The sequence below is a fragment of the Streptomyces cyaneofuscatus genome (assembly GCF_042718795.1).
GTDB classification, from domain to species: Bacteria; Actinomycetota; Actinomycetes; order Streptomycetales; family Streptomycetaceae; genus Streptomyces; species Streptomyces cyaneofuscatus_A.
On the sequence record NZ_JBHXOX010000002.1, the window covers coordinates 286,644 to 302,209 of the forward strand.

The window sequence follows — 15,566 nt, forward strand, 5'->3', positions numbered from 1 at the left end:
GAACTTGTTCGTGTTGCGTGAAGGTCTCATGCCAGCGTGTGCGACTCCGGTGATCGCAGCGGTCACCAGGTCTACGTATCCCGTGGGGGGATCACATGATTTCGCGTGCCTCAGGCATGCCGTTTCGGCGTGCTCGCATTCAGCGCAGAAGCGCTCTGACCGCCGCCTTGGTGGTCGCCGCTCTCGGCGCCTCGACGCTGCCGGCCTTCGCCGCTCCGGCCGATGACCCGGCCCCCGGCGACACCACAAGCGCGGCCTCGGTCTGGGGCCCGAGCGGCCCGAAGGCGGAGATTCCGCCGGTGAAGGTCGGCTCCAACAAGCCGGAGGCCAGTGCGGCCGAGGCTGCTCCTTCGGAGGAGAAGGCGGCCTGGCTGGAGGAGGAGAAGGACCGGGCCGGGACGGGCACACCGCCCGCACCCGCACGGCAGGGCGCCCGCAGCTCGGTGGCCGCCGAGGCGTCGGCGTACGTCCCGGAGGGTCAGGGCTCGGTCCCCTGGCACCAGATCTCCGACTTCCGGGTCACCGACTCGCTGGTGGCCCGGGTCAACCACTCCAACGGCAACCTGATGCTGGCCGGCACCGACTTCGACGTCGCGGGGGTGGGGCAGAAGCTGCGGCTGGCGCGGACGTACAACTCGCTCGACGCACCCTGGGGCAAGGTGTCGCAGCGGTGGTGGCAGGAGTACGAGCGCTACCTGAACCTGGCGAACGCGGGCGAGGTGGTCCTGTACGACGCCACCGGGGCGGCTGTCCGCTTCGCCAAGGAGCCGAACGGGACGCTCACCACGCCGAAGGGCTACTCCAAGGACCTGAAGACGAACGCGGACGGCACGTACACGCTGACCGACCGCAAGTCCGGCTCCAAGGACACCTACAACGTCAACGGCACGCTGACGAAGGTGACCGACAGGAACAACGGCACCATCACCGTCACCCAGCACAACCAGGAGGCGGAGCACAAGGGCTTCAAGCTGACCGAGACCCGTTCGGGCCGCTGGGTGGACCTGGTCAAGACGTATCCCAACCAGTGGCAGGCCAAGGACCACACCGGCCGCACCGCCGTCTTCGACCTCAACCCGGCCGGTGACCTGGCGAAGACGACGGACACCGAGGGCAAGGCCACGGTCTTCGGCTACGACTCCTCGCGCCGCCTGACGAAGATCACCACGCCGAAGGGGCGGGTGACGGTCTTCACCTACGACAGCCAGAACCGCGTCACCTCGATGCTCCGCGCCACCGAGCTGAACGGCTCCGGCCACACCGGCCCGACCTGGACGTACGCCTACTCCGCCACGAGTCCGTCGGCGGCCGGCAAGACGACGGTCACCAACCCCGAGACCCACGCGACGGAGTACGAGCACGACGCGGACGGCCAGGTCACCAAGGTCATCGACGCGCTGCAGCAGAGCCGGTCGAGGACCTTCGACGCGAACCGCAACATCGACACCGCGACCGACGCCCTGGGCGTGGGCAGCACCCCCGGCAACGTCACGAAGTACGGGTGGGACTCGCGCAACAACCCCACCGGCTCCACGCTTCCGACCGGGGCGTCCGCCACCGTGACGGGCTACCAGACCATCGCGGGCACGGACCTGCCCGGCCGGTCCACGACGGCGGACGACGAGAAGACCGACTACACCTACGACACGGCGGGCAACACCAAGTCCGTGGCGGTGGAGGGCACCGGCGGCGGCAACCAGTCCTTCGACTACAACCCCGCCACCCCGACCTGTGGTGGCTTCGAAGGCCAGATCTGCAAGGTCACCACCAAGATGACCGCGTCCAAGTCGGTCGCGACCACCTTCACCTACGACGCCAAGGGCAACCTGAAGACGGTCAAGGCACCGGCACCGCTGGGCACCACCACGTACACCTACGACGACCTCGGCCGGGTGTCGACGGCGAAGGACGCCCGCGGCATCACCATCACCTACACCTACGACCACCGCGACCGGGTGAAGAAGGTCGACTCCTCCAACTATCAGGCCGTCACCTACGAGTACGACAGCGACGGCAACCTCACCCAGCGCTCGGACGGCACCGGCGTCATCAAGTACGAGTTCGACCCGCTCTCCCGCGAGACGGTCCGCACCCTCCAGAACGGCTCCCAGACCGTCCTGGCCTACACCCCGGCGGGCAACGTCGACACCTACCAGGACCCGGCCGGCCTGACCGACTACACCTGGAACAAAGTCAACAAGCTCATCGAGCTGAAGGACCCCAAGGGCAAGATCACGAAGTACGCGTACAACAAGAACGACGTCCGCACGACCACCACCTACCCCGGCAACACCGTCCACACGGTCATGCCGGACGGGTCCGGCCGCCCGGAGAAGATCAAGGCCACCAGCCCGAAGGGCACCCTGGTCGACCTGGCCTACACCTACGCCCGCCCGGACGGCAAGGACGGCGGCAAGATCGGCACCACGACCGACGCGGTCGCCGGCACCAAGACGAGCTACGAGTACGACAAGTCCGGCCGCTTCGCCTACGCCGCGGAGACCAAGGGCTCCACCCTCACCTCCTCCTGGCAGTACTGCTACGACCTCGCCGGCAACCTCACCTCCCAGGGCACCGACAAGGGCTGCCCGCGCGGCACCACCTACACCATCAACGACGCCCAGCAGATCACCGCGAAGGACGGCTCCACCACGAACTGGTCCTACGACCAGATCGGCAACGAGACCGCCGCCGCCTCCACCCCGGAGACCACGCGCACCGGCATCAAGTGGACCGACCACTCCCAGATGACGTCGATCACCACCGGCGGCAAGACGTACGCGGGCCAGTACGGCTCCACCGACCAGTCCGAGCGCATCAAGCTCGGCGACACCTTCTTCCACAACGGCCCGCTCGGCCTCTCCGCCACCTCAACGGCCGGAGTGGACACGGGATTCAACCGTGAACCCGGGGGCACGCTGAACTCCATGACCCGCGAGGGGAAGAACCACTACTACCTCACCGACGCACTCGGCAGCGTCGTGGCCCTGGCCGACGAGTCGGGCACGAAGGTCAACACGTACGCCTACAGCCCCCGCGGCGTCCAGCGCGCCGGTACGACCGAACAGGTCCCCCAGCCCTACCGCTTCGCCGGCGGCTACCAGGACCCGACCGGGCTGTATCACTTCGCGGCCCGGTACTACGACCCCAACATCGGCCGCTTCACCACCCCCGACCCCTCCGGCCAGGAACAGAACCCCTACCTCTACGCCGCAGGCGACCCCGTCAACAAGATTGACCCCTCTGGGCTTGCGTTCCTGGATGCCCTGGGCCCCGCTGGTGACCTCATTCAGGCAGGCCAACACCTGGCCGAGGGCGACACCAAGGCCTTGTGGGGCGATGTAGCAGGTGCGGTAACCGGGGGAGGTGTCTCCGTGTACTGCGCAAGCGCTGTGGTGGCGGCTCCGCTGACGCTCGGAGCCTCACTGGGTTTTGCCGCCGGCTGCTACGCAGCTGGATGGGCTGTCAGCCAGATTGCCCAAATGCCCTTCAACTAGTCGGACCGCTCTCGGAGGGGTGACCCTTCAGGGCCGTGAAAGGAGATATGGCATGCGTCAAGTTGGAGTTCCGCTGCAACGACAGTCACTGTTGAAAAAACTGCTGGTGACCAGCCATATCTTTGGCTTCCTCGGCGTGATCCTCTCCATAGCGCTCCTGGCTATGGGAATGACCGCTGGCGGCCTCACCGTCCTCGGCATCACTCTCGCTACTTGGGTGGCTGCCACCTTGAGTGAACGATCTCGAAAAAAGAACCAATTCTGATCCATCGAGATTCAAGGAGGGCGAGCTCCGCGTGACGGAGCTCGCCCTCCGGTCGCTCATGAGAGTTGCTAGTGCCCTGAGTCGGTAGCTCGGTTGCGGTTGCAGGGTGGATGGATGTCTGGTCCGAAGCCGTTGCTGCTGGAGCTGTCCGACCGTGCGCGCCCGCCTCTCTCCGCAGGAGAACGCCCCGGTCCTGGCTGCGGACAAGAAGTCGCAGACACAAACCCTGGACCGAGCTGACCTGGGCCAAACTCCAGCCACGGATGGGCATGGCATTCCTTCGCGGTGGCGCGGAGGGGAAGGCGAGGCTCCTGATCGGCGAGGTGACCCCGGCCAGTCGGCCACCCGCGTGGCATTACTTACAACGGCCCGCTGGGCCTCCCCGCCGCCTCAACGGCCGGAGTGGACACCGGATAGCAAGAAGACGTGGTGTGGGCGCAGCACGACAGTCTCCCGACATGGAGGTTCAGTGATTCACATCGCAGAGAACAAGGGAAAAGGGTCCTGGATCCTTGAGGGGCAGGAGCTCTCGGTGTTCCTGATAGGTATCTTCCTCGTCGCAGTCATCATCATTTTCCTGAAATGGCGCCAGAGATGATGCCCTCCGACCGGCGGGAGAAGTCGCTGGTAGAAGTCGCTGGAGAAGTCGCGGAGAAAAGATTGGCGACGATCCGAATGGAGACCATGACGTGAACCGCGACAAGATAGTTCAGGTCGCCTTGTGGACGCTGTTCATCATCGCTGGAATTGTCGTGGGAATCCTCACGGCCGATGAGGGTGAAATAAGGGGCCCATCGCCCTGAAGGCGATGGGCCCCTCACCTCGGCTTCCGCCCCGGAACCAGCGCCCAGGGCCGGACAAGCGATCAGGGAAGGTGCTTGCGGGCCGCCGCGACGGAGTCCGTGACGCTGTGCACCGCCGTGTCCGTCACGTCGCCGAGCCGGTCGGCGACCGCGTGGGCCCGGTGGGTGAGGGCGTCGGACGCGTGGTCCGCGGCGTGGCGGGTGCGGTAGGCGAGCGAGGGCTTGCCGTGGGTGTCGGCCGCAGCGATGAGGAGGCCTCCGGCGAGGGACACGTTCGCGAGCAACTCGGCACGCCGGGCCGCACGTTCGTCGGGGTCGTCGGCCGCTCCGTCGGAGTAGGCCGCCAGGGCCGCCGGCACCAGCGTCACCGCGAGGGCCGCCGACGCCAACCGTGGCGCGCGCCCCAGGGCGAGGAGGACCCCGGCGCCGAGCTGCACCGCGCCCTGGAGGCGTGCGAGCTGCTCGCGGTCGTCCGGGAGGAAGGAGTACCGGGAGGCCAGTCTCGTGAGCGGATCGTTGCCGGTGCCACCGGAGTGGTCCCGGGGGACGGGGTGGCGTACCGCCGCGTACCCGTCACGGATGAACTTCGTGGCCAGCAAGGGCCGGGCGACTCTGCGCAGAACAGGCATGTGCGTCGGCTGCCCTGTCCGGGGCGGTGCACACCCGTCCGGGCGTAGGAGGCATATCGCCGGGATGGGAACCGCTATAGGGGGCACAAGGGCTGTGACACGACCGATGTGACGGATGGTGACACATGCTGCTCCCTCGCCCGGACACGATTCGCACGCTGCTGGCCCGTTACTACGAGCTGCAGTTGGAACACTCCCAGGACTCCCACTACGAGCTGCAGCGGAGTCTGGAGGACGTGACGTACACGTTGTGCGTCAGCACCGGCACCCGGACCGTCCAGGACGCTCTGCTCGCGGCGGAAGCCATCCTGCGGACGCCACCGACGGATCAGCAACCCGCACTTCAGATCCCGGAACAGCGGAACACGCCGCCTGGTCCCGCCTCGCACTCCCCGGCTCCCTGAGCGCCGCGAGGCAGAGAGCAAGGTGGACGTTCCGTGACGGGAAACGAAGCCGATACGGCCGGTCACGTGTGCCGGCCGGCCTCGGCGGCCGAGGCGCGCAGGGAAGTGGAGTTCGCCCTCCACCCTCTGCTGTGCTCGCCGGACAGCCACTACCTCCGGGCGCACCGGGCCGGGTTCGAGGACGCGATGCTGGTCGCCTCCGAGCTCGTCGGGCATGTGCTCCACCACCCGGAGGACTCCCCCGATGTGCTCCGAGAGCCCGAAGGCTCCCCCGATGTGCCCGACCGACCGGGGCCCTCCTCCGGCTGCTTCCTCGTGTGCCTCCTCCACAGCGACGAGGTCACCATCACCGTGACCGACACCTGCGAGGAGATCCTTCCGCTCTGCCCGCGCTCACCGGCTGCTGGAAGCACCGGCCTGGCGGGCCTGGGGTGGTGGGTGATCAACGAGGTCGCCGACCAGGTCGTCGTCCAGGCCCTGCCCACCGGCGGCAAGACGATCACCGTGGCCGTGGCACTCTCCGGGCCCTGATACCGCTCTCCGGCCCCCGCCCAGGATTCGGACAGGAATTCGGGCAGCAATTCGGGTGCCTACTTTCCCTGTCTCATCCTCTCTCCGGTCCGCCCGGGCGTTCATCACTCCATCCCATTCTTTCGCATTCCCGATGGCGTCAGAAGATTTTCCTTCGGACCAGCTAGGTTCGATGTGAAGGTATTCTCGCCACCCGAAGGAAATGCTTGATGAAGGTTCGCACCGGGAATCCGTCCACAGCTCGTGCGATGACGGACGACTTCCTGCCCGGCCAGGATCAGCGGGCCCCGTCACCGAAGGACTCCCGAGAGATCGGCCGGCTGCTCTTCGCGCGGCTCGCCGAGCTGGAAGAGGGCACCACCGCACACCAGTACGTCCGCAACACCCTGGTCGAGATCCATATGAACCTGGTGCGGTTCGCCGCGCGGCGTTACCGCACCCACCAGGCCGGGCAGTTCGAGGACATCCTCCAGGTGGGCACCATCGGCCTCATCAAGGCCATCGAGCGCTTCGAGCTCTCCCGCGAGGTGGACTTCCCCGCTTTCGCGCTCCCTTACATCAGCGGCGAGATCAAACGCTTCTTCCGTGACACCACCTGGTCCGTCCACGTGCCCAGGCGCCTCAAGGAACTGCGCTCCTCCATCAGGGCCGCCCACGAAGATCTGGCCGTGCGTCTCGACCGCGCCCCCACCACCTCGGAGCTGGCCCTCCATCTCGGCCTGCCGGAGGACGACGTGGCGGAGGCGCTGATCGCGGCCAACGGCTACGCCGCCGATTCCCTCGACGCGCCCCTGGGGACCAGCACCAGCACCAGCGGTGCCGGGAGCACCACGCCGAGCTGGTCCGAAACGCTCGGCGACCAGGACAGCAGGCTGCAGCACGTGGAGAACCTGCACACGCTCGCGCCCCTCCTGGCCGCTCTGGACGAGCGCCAGCGCACCGTGCTGCGGCTTCGCTACGGCCAGGAACTGACGCAGACAGAGATCGGCGCGCACCTGGGCGTCTCACAGATGCACGTCTCACGCATCCTCAAGCGCACCTTGGCGGTCCTGCGCGCCGGGATGCTCGACTGAGGAGCTGAGGCGCTGGGGAGCTAAGGCGCTGGGGAGCTGAGGCGCTGGGGAGTTGAGGAGCTGATGAACGGAGGAGCTGAGCACGGGTCGCGTTCACACCGACACCCTCACCACCCGCGGCTCACCATGGCCTTCGGGCCGGTCACCAAGGTCGCCGCCGGGACGTCCTCGGCCACCACCGCCCCGGCGGCGATCACCGCGTCCTTGCCGATCGTGACGCCGGGCAGGATCGTGGCGCCCGCGCCGATCCAGACGTTCTCCTGTACGTGGATGGGCCCGCCCGTGAGGTAGTGGCGGCGCTCCTCCGGGTCGACCGGGTGGCCACTCGTGATGAACGTGGCCTTCGGGCCGACCATCACCCGCTCGTCGAGCCGGATTCCCGCGTAGTCCAGGAACGTACAGTTCTGGTTGATGAACACCCGCTCGGCCAGGTCGAGATGGAGGCCGTGGTCGGTGCAGAAGGGCGGGTAGATCGTGGTCCGGGGCGGCAGCGGCCTGCCGAGGATCCGGGCGAACAGGGCCGCCTTGCCGTCCTCGTCCTCGAAGGGCAGGACGTTCAGCCGGGAGGTCAGCTCGGTGGCCCGGAGCACCCGGTCGGCCATGGCCTGGAACTCGGGGCTGTGGATGCGCATGAGACGGTCACTGGGCATGAGCACCACCCTGCCACCCGCCCACCTTCGCACACACCAGGAGCCCGAGGCCGCACACACCGGGGAGCCCGAGGCGCTGCCGCCTCGGGCTCCCCGGTGTCACCCGGCTCGGTCACATACCGGCGAGGACCGCACCCAGGATCATGCCGCCCACCAGCCCGATGGCGCTGACGACGATGGCGATCGTGGACAGCCGCTCGTGCCGGACGGTCTTGGCGATGATGGCCATCACCAGGCCGGCCAGGGCGAAGACGATCGGCAGGATGATGAACCCGATCACGCCCAGGACGATCGCGATGATGCTGAGCACGTTGCTGCTCGCCCCGCGCTGAGGCGTGCCATGGTTCTGCTGACCGGTCGGCTGGTTGCCGTACTGCGTAGTCATCTGCCACTCCTTCGGGACGGTCGCACCGAGATCCGATCCCGATGCGGACCGGCCTGTCCATCGGATGCCCCGAACTTCCGTGCTGACACCGCTACTTGGAATCGGAAGCGCAAGCGAACCGGTGCAGCCGCTCCAGCCGGATGCGGGTCTCCTCGTCCACCGGCGGGTAGCTGACCAGGCGCGGCCCGCTCGCCGGACCGAGCCAGAGGTTGGTGTGCTCCACATGCAGCAGCCCCACGCGGGCGTTGCGGATGTACTTGGTCCTCCCCTTCTGGTCGACCACCTCGTGGCGCTCCCACACCTCCCGGAACTCCGGCGACTGCCTCTCCAGCCGGTGCAGCAGCGCCTTCCAGGCGGGCTCGGCCAGGTGCCCGGCCATCGAGGCGCGGAACTTGGCGGCCATCATCCGGGTGACCTCGGGCAGATCGACGATCGAGGCCCGCCAGTCGTCGTGGGTGAAGGCCAGGAGCAGGCAGTTGCGGTCCTCGGGCGGCAGCGCGTCGAGGTCGCAGAGGAGCCGGGAGTAGGTGCGGTTGTACGCGAGGACGTCGTACCGGCTGTTCTGGACGCAGGCCGGGATGGGGTCGAGCTGCTCCAGCATGGTCCGCAGCGCGGGCGTGACCGTGGGGCAGTCGGTGCCGGGGGCCGGGTCGGGGGCGGCGGCGAGCGCGAAGAGGTGGGCGCGTTCGCTGGGGTCGAGGAGCAGGGCGCGGGCGATGGCGTCGAGCACCTGGGCGGAGACCTGGATGTCCCGGGCCTGCTCCAACCAGGTGTACCAGGTGACGCCGACCGCGGAGAGCTGGGCGACCTCCTCGCGGCGCAGCCCCGGGGTGCGCCGGCGGCGGCCCCGTACGAGGCCGACCTGCTCGGGCGTGATGCGCTCGCGGCGGCTGCGGAGGAAGGCGGCCAGCTCGTGCCGCCGCATCTCGGACGGGCTCTCCGTGCTGTCCGCCGCGAGCAGGGGCTCGGCCGTCATGGTCGTCATGCCTCCAGGGTGCCGGGTGTCCCGGCCTGGTGCCAGGTAGTGCTGGTACCAGGATAAGGAGACTCTGGTACCAGGCTGGGCCCGGCGGCACAGTCGACGGCGTGAGTGAATCCTCCGTACACACATCCCGAGACACATCCCGACACACGTCCCGGCACACATCCCGCGGTACGGCGGTCCGGGCGACGCCCCCCGTCCGCCACCATGACCATCCCTCCCCCGTGCTCGGGCCGCTGGGCCTGTTCACGGTGCTGCTGGGCGCCGCGCTCCCGCTCATCGACTTCTTCATCGTCAACGTGGCCCTGCCCACGATCGACCACGATCTGGACGCGGGCCCCGCCCTGCTCGAACTCGTCGTCGCGGGGTACGGCCTCGCGTACGCCGTCCTCCTCGTCCTCGGCGGGCGGCTCGGCGACATGATGGGCCGCCGCAGGCTGTTCCTGATCGGGATGGCCGCCTTCGGGATCACCTCGCTGGCCTGCGGGCTCGCCCCCGACGCCTGGACGCTGGTCGGCGCCCGGGTCGCCCAGGGCGCCGCCGCCGCGCTGATGCTGCCGCAGGTACTGGCCACGATCCAGGCGGCGACCCGGGGCCCGCGCCGGGCCCGGGCGATGAGTCTGTACGGGGCGACGGCCGGGCTCTCCATGGTCGCGGGCCAGATCCTGGGCGGAGTGCTGGTCGCGGCCGCCCCGATGTCGTCGGTGTTCGGCGAGAGCGCGGGCTGGCGGTCGGTGTTCCTGGTGAACGTGCCGGTGGCGGTGGTGGGCCTGGTCCTGGCCGCCCGCGCGGTGCCGGAGACCCGTTCGGACCGCCCGGCGCCCGTCGACGTACCGGGAACGCTGCTCCTGGCGCTGTCCCTGGTGACACTGCTGGCCCCGCTCACGGAGGGGCGGGCAGCCGGGTGGCCGCTGTGGACCTGGGTGTCGCTGGGGCTGTTCCCGCTCTCCGCGTACGCCTTCTACCGGGTGGAGCGGCGGGCGGACCGGCTGGGCCGGGTGCCGCTGGTGCCGCCGAGCCTGCTGCGGCTGGACTCGCTGAGGCGCGGCCTGGCGCTGGTGGTGCCGTTCTCGATCGGCTTCGGCGGCTTCATGTTCGTGATCGCGGTGGCGCTCCAGCAGGGACTGCGGATGGGCCCGGCGGCGGCCGGTCTCTCGCTGGCCCCGATGGCCCTGGCGTTCTTCGCGGCCTCACTCGCGGGCCCCCGCCTGATCCGCCGCTACGGCACCCGGGTCGTCACGGCGGGCGGGCTGATCCAGGCGGCGGGGGTGGTGGTGCTGGTGCTGACCGTGCACTCCGCGTGGGAGGGGCTCGGGCTGTGGGGCCTGCTGCCGGGTGTCGCCGTCGCGGGCCTCGGGCAGGGCCTCCAACTCCCCGTACTCTTCCGGATCGTGCTCTCCGACGTACCACCGGAGAAGGCCGGGGTGGGTGGCGGCGTGATGACGACGACACAGCAGGCGGCGCTGGCCCTCGGGGTGGCCACGCTCGGCACCCTGTTCCTGGCGCTGGTGCCCGGCCTGGGCATGCGGGACGCCCTGGTCGTGACGCTGCTGGTGCAGTTGGCGGCGGTGGCGCTGACGGTCGGGCTGAGCCTGCGACTCCCGCGTACGGTGGCCTGACCGGGGGTGGGGGCCGGGGGCTGCTCACGGCCGGGGGTCCCGCCGGGGGTGGGGGCCGAGGGCTGCTCACGGCCGGGGGTCCCGCCGGGGGCGCGGGCCGGGGAGGCTGCTCACGGCTGGGGCCCGGGGGTGGTGCTCACGGCCGGGTATCCCGGGGCGCGCCCCCGGCAGGTGCCTCGGCGGCTCCTGACCCCGCGGATCACCTTCATGTACCGGGCCGTGCCGAGCCCCAGCCTCCCCGCCCGGCGACGCATCCCTCTCGGCGAAGGCCTGCTGAACGGCCCCACCCCAGGCGGAAGTTGCCTCACATACGCCACTGCGGACAGGGCAGAAGGGCCGGTACGGAAAGGGGGCCGTCGATGAGCTCTGGCCTGGAAGTGTCGGCGTGGCGCGGTTCGGACGACCCGTCCCACTGGGCGGGCGCCGCTGTGATCCTGGTGCTCTACCTGCTGATCGGCTACGGACTGGAGTACCGGTCGAAGAAGCGCCGGGGTGCCGAGCGCCCGGCGAAGGCGGCGGCGGAGGGCCTGTTCGCGGAACGTCAGGGGAGCATGGTGACCGCCCCGGAGCAGCACTTCGCGAGCCGCATGGTGATGCTGGCCGGTGCGCTGGCCGCGGGAGTCGTCGGATTCCTCACCCGGGGCGCGCCGACGGCGGTGAACTGGCTGGCCATGGGCGGGGTGGCGCTGCTGGGGATCTTCGCGTGGGCCTACTTCGACCACCGGACAGAGCCACGCACCGACTCGGAGCCGTAGAAGTCACCTTGATCGCCCATCAGGTGATCTTGGTTACAGCTCCTCGGGGCCGGGCCTCCCGTCCAGGTGCGCTGCCAGACTCGGGATGTCCCATCCGATGATCACGTCTCCCGTGGTCACGCCCCGACAAGGTGCCGATGTCCCCGTTCACGATACGGAAGAGACCCGACGACCGAGCGACGGGAGGCCGAGCAGCGAGAGGCCGAACGACGGAGGGCCGGACCAGGCGCCGGAGAACCCTCTTCGGGGCCGTGCTCGCCCTGGCGCTCTCCCTCTCGACGCTCACCCTGTCCGCCACCCCCGCACAGGCGAGTGACGCCTACAACAGCATCACCAGCGCCTCCGCCTCCAACGTCGACTGGATGTCCCGCGTCGCCGACGGCACCAGCCTGTCCTGGCTCTCCGTGCCCGGCACCCACGACAGTCTCGCGCTCTGCGGCGAGCGGGACCCGAAGACCGGGACGTGCGGAGGCATCGCCACCAGCATCACGCAGACGCAGGAGAACCACGGGTTCAGCGCTCAGACGCTGACCACGCAGTTCCGCGCCGGTATCCGGGCCCTCGACATCCGAGTCCGGGTCGACAAGGGCGACGAGGGGCTGAAGTTCACGATCCACCACGGCGCCGCCTACCAGTACGCGAACTTCACCGACGTCCTGAACGCGACCCGCGACTTCCTGCGGGACGAGCCCGACGAGACGGTGCTCCTGCATCTGAAGGCCGAGTGCGACGGCGGCACCTTCGGCTGCGAGGACGCCGAGGGCTACCGTACGGACGTGTGGCGCAAGAAGGTCTTCGACTCCTACCTCGACGGCCGCTCGTACACCGGCAACGGCGACGAGAGCACCAAGTCCACCGCGTGGCGCGACCTGTTCTGGGCTCCGTCGGTGACCGGCAAGGGCCAGGCCGGGCAGGTCCCTTCGCTCGGTGAGGTGCGCGGCAAGGTGGTCCTGATGGGCTACCGGGCCACGCAGGGCGGCATCTACGACGGGTACGGGATCAAGCAGCCCTACCCGGCCGGCGGCTCCAACGAGGAGTACGTGCAGGACGCGTACGAGGTCGAGACGATCACCGACATCGCCGGCAAGTGGGAGAAGGTCCGGGCCCACCTGCGGAAGACCAACGGCACCTGGGACTCCTCGCGGCCCGGTGAGAAGGAGTACCCGTACAAGCCGGGCGCGCTGTACATCAACTACACCAGCGGTACGGGCGGCGGCGCCCACCCCTACACCGTGGCGGGCGGCACCCCCACGGCGACGGGGGTCAACTCCTTCCTGCGGCAGTGCCTCCAGGGAGAGAACGACCGGTGCCCGGAGTTCCACGCGGACCGCGGCGACAAGTTCGGCGGCCGGTCCGGCCTGGACCGGATGGGTGTCGTGATGATGGACTTCCCCGGCGGGAAGCTCATCGACGACATCATCGGCCGCAACGAGACCGGCGGCTCCACCCGCAAGGTGATGGTCGTCGGCGACTCCATGTCGCAGGGCCACGAGGGCGACTACACCTGGCGCTACCGGCTGTGGCAGTGGTTCCGCGACCAGCGGATCGCCGTCGACTTCGTGGGCCCGTACAGCGGTACGAAGCCCCAGGACACCCCGTCCGCCCCGCAGCCGCCCCGCCTCCAGGGCGAGCCGGAACCGGCGCCCGGTCCGCCGAAGACCTCCGGTGCGCACGCCAAGGACGCGCAGGGCTTCGACAGCGACCACTTCGCGGTCTGGGGACGGCAGGCGGCCCAGGACAAGTCCCTGATCAAGGAGCAGGTCGCGAAGTACCAGCCGGACGTGCTGCTGGTAGGCCTCGGCTTCAACGACATGGGCTGGTTCGTCAGCGACGCCGACGGCACGCTCGCCAGCATGAAGAAGCTGGTGGACGAGGCGCGCGCCGCCAAGCCGAACCTCAAGTTCGCCGTGGCCAACGTCCCGCAGCGGACGAAGATCGGCGGCCGTGACGACCTGATCACCAAGACGACCGCGTACAACAAGGCGCTGGCCGAGGCGATCCCCGGCTGGCACTCGTCCTCCTCGCCGGTCAAGCTCGTCGACTGGGCCGGTGCCTACGACTGCGCTCCGGCCGCCTGCCCCGCCGCCTACGACGGCCTGCACCCGAACGCCGTCGGCGAGTACCAGATCGCCGGTGCCTTCGAGACCACCCTGCACAAGGAGTTCGGCCTCGGCGCCTCCGCTCCGAGCGTCCCGACCACCGGCCCGGCCCGCCCGTCCGGCACCCCGGGCAACGTGAAGGCCACCTCGGCGGACAGCGGGATCGTGGTCACCTGGGACCAGGTCTTCGGGGCGTACGGGTACGAGGTCCGCCACCGCCTGGCCGGGCTCCCGGGCTGGAGCACGACCCGCTCCGTCGGCAACCGGTTCGACTCCACGTGGGTGGCGGACGGCCAGAAATGGGAGTACCAGGTCCGTACGGACAACGGCGGGACCAGCTCCGCCTGGTCGTCCACCGTGAGCGCCACGGCCCGGCCCAAGACCGCGGCGGGCCCGGTCGGCATCGTCACCCGTCCTACGGCGACCGGTATCGACTTCGCCTGGGGCACCCCGACGGGCCCGTACACCGACTCCATCGACCGCTACGGCGTGATCGCGTACGACCAGGACACCCCGGGCGCGTTCGTCCAGACGGTGGGCACACGGAACAAGGCCCTCCACTTCGACGGGCTGAAGCCGGGCCACCGCTACACCCTGGCCGTGCAGACCTGGAACCGGGCGGGCGGCGGGCTGCCCGCGCTCGGCCGGCCCGTCGTCGTCGGCGCGGGGACACCGCCCGCTCCGACGGGCCTGAAGGTCGTCTCCACCGACGCGACGACCGTCCAGCTCACCTGGTCGGGCTCCGCGCAGGCGGCGGGCTACCGCGTGTGGATCCGCAACATCAACAACGGCAGCCAGTCGGCGGCCGACGAGTCGGTCATCTCGGAGACGAACCACGGGATCGCGTTCCTGGTGCCCGGGACGTGGAACTACGAGTTCTGCATGACGGCGGTCAACGGCGCGCTGGAGTCGGGCAAGTCGAACTGTGTGGTGGCGCCCAGGCCGGCCGGTAGCTGAGGCCGGTGCTGAGGCGGCGTACGCCCTTGTACGGTGCCGGGTGTTCCGGGACGCCTTCCGTCCCGGAACACCCGGCTCACCGCGCGTCCGGGCCGATGCGCGCCGTCGTCCGACTCGTCGAGTCGTACGTCCGTGCCTCGGCCCACCGTCCCGACGCCGCCGCCCCGGGCGGAAGCCACCGGTCGTCAGGGCCGGGCCACACCGCACCGCGCCCCCGGCCGAGCGTGATGTGCGGGACCCATCGGTCGGGAGCGAGCAGCGGATGAGCCCGGCCGTCGCCGTCGGCCTCGCGCAGGATCCGCCACACCGTCGCGTGCAGCGTGAGCAGCGCGGCGTCCGGCCGGACCGCCCAGGCCAGCACATTGCTCCGGCCGGAGAAGCGCAGCAGCCCGGTCAGGTGGAGCGGCAGCGGCAGCGCGTCGAGCGCCTCCGCCAGCGCTCCACGGGTGGCGGCCGGCAGGGCGTCCGCCGTGGCGAGCGTGAGGTGCGGCCGGTTGGTCGGGTGGCGGTGGCCGGCCTGGCTGGGCAGGCCCTCGTCGGCGATGGACCGCCACACGCGCCGTACGACCCGCTCGGTCGCCTCGTCCGGCAGGAGCTCGATGCTGTGCACCCGCGCAGCGTAGGGCCGTGGTGCCGCGCTCGCCCTCCGTACGGCGTCAGACCTCCTGCGGGTGACCGCCGTCGCCCTCGATCACCAGCCGGTCGGTGCCGGGCTCCTCGGCTCCCTCGACCACGGTCACGTCGATCGTGCCGTCGCCGGTGGTGTCGAACTGGTAGAGATCCGCGACGCCGTCACCGGTGGTGTCCGTCATCCACACGTCGGCCTTGCCGTCGCCGTTGGTGTCCGCGCTGAGGAGGACGTGGTGCTCGTCCCCCTGGGTCACCGGCGCTTCTTCGGTGGTTCCGTTGGTCTCCAT

14 protein-coding genes are annotated in these 15,566 nt (G+C 69.7%); 8 read left to right on the forward strand and 6 right to left on the reverse strand.

The annotated features are described in order from the left end of the window. The first annotated feature begins 116 nt into the window (after positions 1-116). Positions 117-3,497 (forward strand): RHS repeat-associated core domain-containing protein, encoded by a 3,381-nt coding sequence (locus tag ACFWRT_RS02935; RefSeq protein ID WP_380952688.1) that lies wholly within the window; start codon positions 117-119, stop codon positions 3,495-3,497. Positions 3,498-3,549: 52 nt separating this feature from the next. Next, positions 3,550-3,762, forward strand: a complete 213-nt coding sequence (locus ACFWRT_RS02940) for a hypothetical protein (protein ID WP_380952687.1) — start codon at positions 3,550-3,552, stop codon at positions 3,760-3,762. A gap of 865 nt (positions 3,763-4,627) precedes the next feature. Here ACFWRT_RS02940 and ACFWRT_RS02945 read toward each other — a convergent pair. Then, positions 4,628-5,194, reverse strand: coding sequence for a DoxX family protein (locus ACFWRT_RS02945; RefSeq protein ID WP_380952686.1), 567 nt, complete (start codon positions 5,192-5,194; stop codon positions 4,628-4,630). A gap of 125 nt (positions 5,195-5,319) precedes the next feature. On the opposite strand from ACFWRT_RS02945, the gene ACFWRT_RS02950 reads away from it, so the two are divergent. From ACFWRT_RS02950 to ACFWRT_RS02960, 3 genes are all read left to right on the forward strand, one after another. Next, positions 5,320-5,598 (forward strand): DUF5133 domain-containing protein, encoded by a 279-nt coding sequence (locus tag ACFWRT_RS02950; RefSeq protein WP_380952685.1) that lies wholly within the window; start codon positions 5,320-5,322, stop codon positions 5,596-5,598. Between the two features lie 33 nt (positions 5,599-5,631). After that, positions 5,632-6,129 (forward strand): hypothetical protein, encoded by a 498-nt coding sequence (locus tag ACFWRT_RS02955; protein ID WP_380952684.1) that lies wholly within the window; start codon positions 5,632-5,634, stop codon positions 6,127-6,129. A gap of 209 nt (positions 6,130-6,338) precedes the next feature. Next, positions 6,339-7,202 (forward strand): SigB/SigF/SigG family RNA polymerase sigma factor, encoded by an 864-nt coding sequence (locus tag ACFWRT_RS02960; protein WP_381121213.1) that lies wholly within the window; start codon positions 6,339-6,341, stop codon positions 7,200-7,202. A 107-nt stretch (positions 7,203-7,309) separates the two neighbouring features. Here ACFWRT_RS02960 and ACFWRT_RS02965 read toward each other — a convergent pair whose 3' ends face one another. The 3 genes from ACFWRT_RS02965 to ACFWRT_RS02975 form a co-directional block, all read right to left on the reverse strand. After that, positions 7,310-7,852 carry a DapH/DapD/GlmU-related protein gene (locus ACFWRT_RS02965; RefSeq protein ID WP_380952682.1) on the reverse strand — a complete coding sequence of 181 codons (543 nt, stop codon included), beginning with the start codon at positions 7,850-7,852 and terminating at the stop codon, positions 7,310-7,312. Between the two features lie 112 nt (positions 7,853-7,964). Next, entirely contained in the window at positions 7,965-8,237 is a 273-nt protein-coding gene (locus ACFWRT_RS02970) for a hypothetical protein (protein WP_380952681.1), read from the reverse strand. A gap of 91 nt (positions 8,238-8,328) precedes the next feature. Beyond that, a complete protein-coding gene (locus ACFWRT_RS02975) occupies positions 8,329-9,222 on the reverse strand; it encodes a helix-turn-helix transcriptional regulator (RefSeq protein WP_380952680.1) in 894 nt (297 codons plus the stop codon). Between the two features lie 221 nt (positions 9,223-9,443). On the opposite strand from ACFWRT_RS02975, the gene ACFWRT_RS02980 reads away from it, so the two are divergent. The 3 genes from ACFWRT_RS02980 (at position 9,444) to ACFWRT_RS02990 (ending at position 14,649) form a co-directional block, all read left to right on the forward strand. Continuing rightward, a complete protein-coding gene (locus ACFWRT_RS02980; protein ID WP_380952679.1) occupies positions 9,444-10,838 on the forward strand; it encodes an MFS transporter in 1,395 nt (464 codons plus the stop codon). Between the two features lie 359 nt (positions 10,839-11,197). After that, positions 11,198-11,593, forward strand: a complete 396-nt coding sequence (locus ACFWRT_RS02985) for a hypothetical protein (RefSeq protein ID WP_380952678.1) — start codon at positions 11,198-11,200, stop codon at positions 11,591-11,593. A 251-nt stretch (positions 11,594-11,844) separates the two neighbouring features. Further along, positions 11,845-14,649 (forward strand): phosphatidylinositol-specific phospholipase C domain-containing protein, encoded by a 2,805-nt coding sequence (locus tag ACFWRT_RS02990; RefSeq protein WP_380952677.1) that lies wholly within the window; start codon positions 11,845-11,847, stop codon positions 14,647-14,649. A 76-nt stretch (positions 14,650-14,725) separates the two neighbouring features. Here the strand turns inward: ACFWRT_RS02990 and ACFWRT_RS02995 are convergent, their stop codons facing one another. After that, positions 14,726-15,259 (reverse strand): 2'-5' RNA ligase family protein, encoded by a 534-nt coding sequence (locus ACFWRT_RS02995; protein WP_380952676.1) that lies wholly within the window; start codon positions 15,257-15,259, stop codon positions 14,726-14,728. Positions 15,260-15,305: 46 nt separating this feature from the next. Further along, complete coding sequence (locus ACFWRT_RS03000) at positions 15,306-15,566, reverse strand: hypothetical protein (protein ID WP_380952675.1); 261 nt, start codon at positions 15,564-15,566, stop codon at positions 15,306-15,308.

Coding starts and splice junctions, on each gene's coding strand:
- ACFWRT_RS02935 (WP_380952688.1), top strand. CDS start 117: ATGCCGTTTCGGCGTGCTCGCATTCAGCGCAGAAGCGCTCTGACCGCC.
- ACFWRT_RS02940 (WP_380952687.1), top strand. CDS start 3,550: ATGCGTCAAGTTGGAGTTCCGCTGCAACGACAGTCACTGTTGAAAAAA.
- ACFWRT_RS02945 (WP_380952686.1), bottom strand. CDS start 5,194: ATGCCTGTTCTGCGCAGAGTCGCCCGGCCCTTGCTGGCCACGAAGTTC.
- ACFWRT_RS02950 (WP_380952685.1), top strand. CDS start 5,320: ATGCTGCTCCCTCGCCCGGACACGATTCGCACGCTGCTGGCCCGTTAC.
- ACFWRT_RS02960 (WP_381121213.1), top strand. CDS start 6,339: ATGAAGGTTCGCACCGGGAATCCGTCCACAGCTCGTGCGATGACGGAC.
- ACFWRT_RS02965 (WP_380952682.1), bottom strand. CDS start 7,852: ATGCCCAGTGACCGTCTCATGCGCATCCACAGCCCCGAGTTCCAGGCC.
- ACFWRT_RS02970 (WP_380952681.1), bottom strand. CDS start 8,237: ATGACTACGCAGTACGGCAACCAGCCGACCGGTCAGCAGAACCATGGC.
- ACFWRT_RS02975 (WP_380952680.1), bottom strand. CDS start 9,222: ATGACGACCATGACGGCCGAGCCCCTGCTCGCGGCGGACAGCACGGAG.
- ACFWRT_RS02985 (WP_380952678.1), top strand. CDS start 11,198: ATGAGCTCTGGCCTGGAAGTGTCGGCGTGGCGCGGTTCGGACGACCCG.
- ACFWRT_RS03000 (WP_380952675.1), bottom strand. CDS start 15,566: ATGGAGACCAACGGAACCACCGAAGAAGCGCCGGTGACCCAGGGGGAC.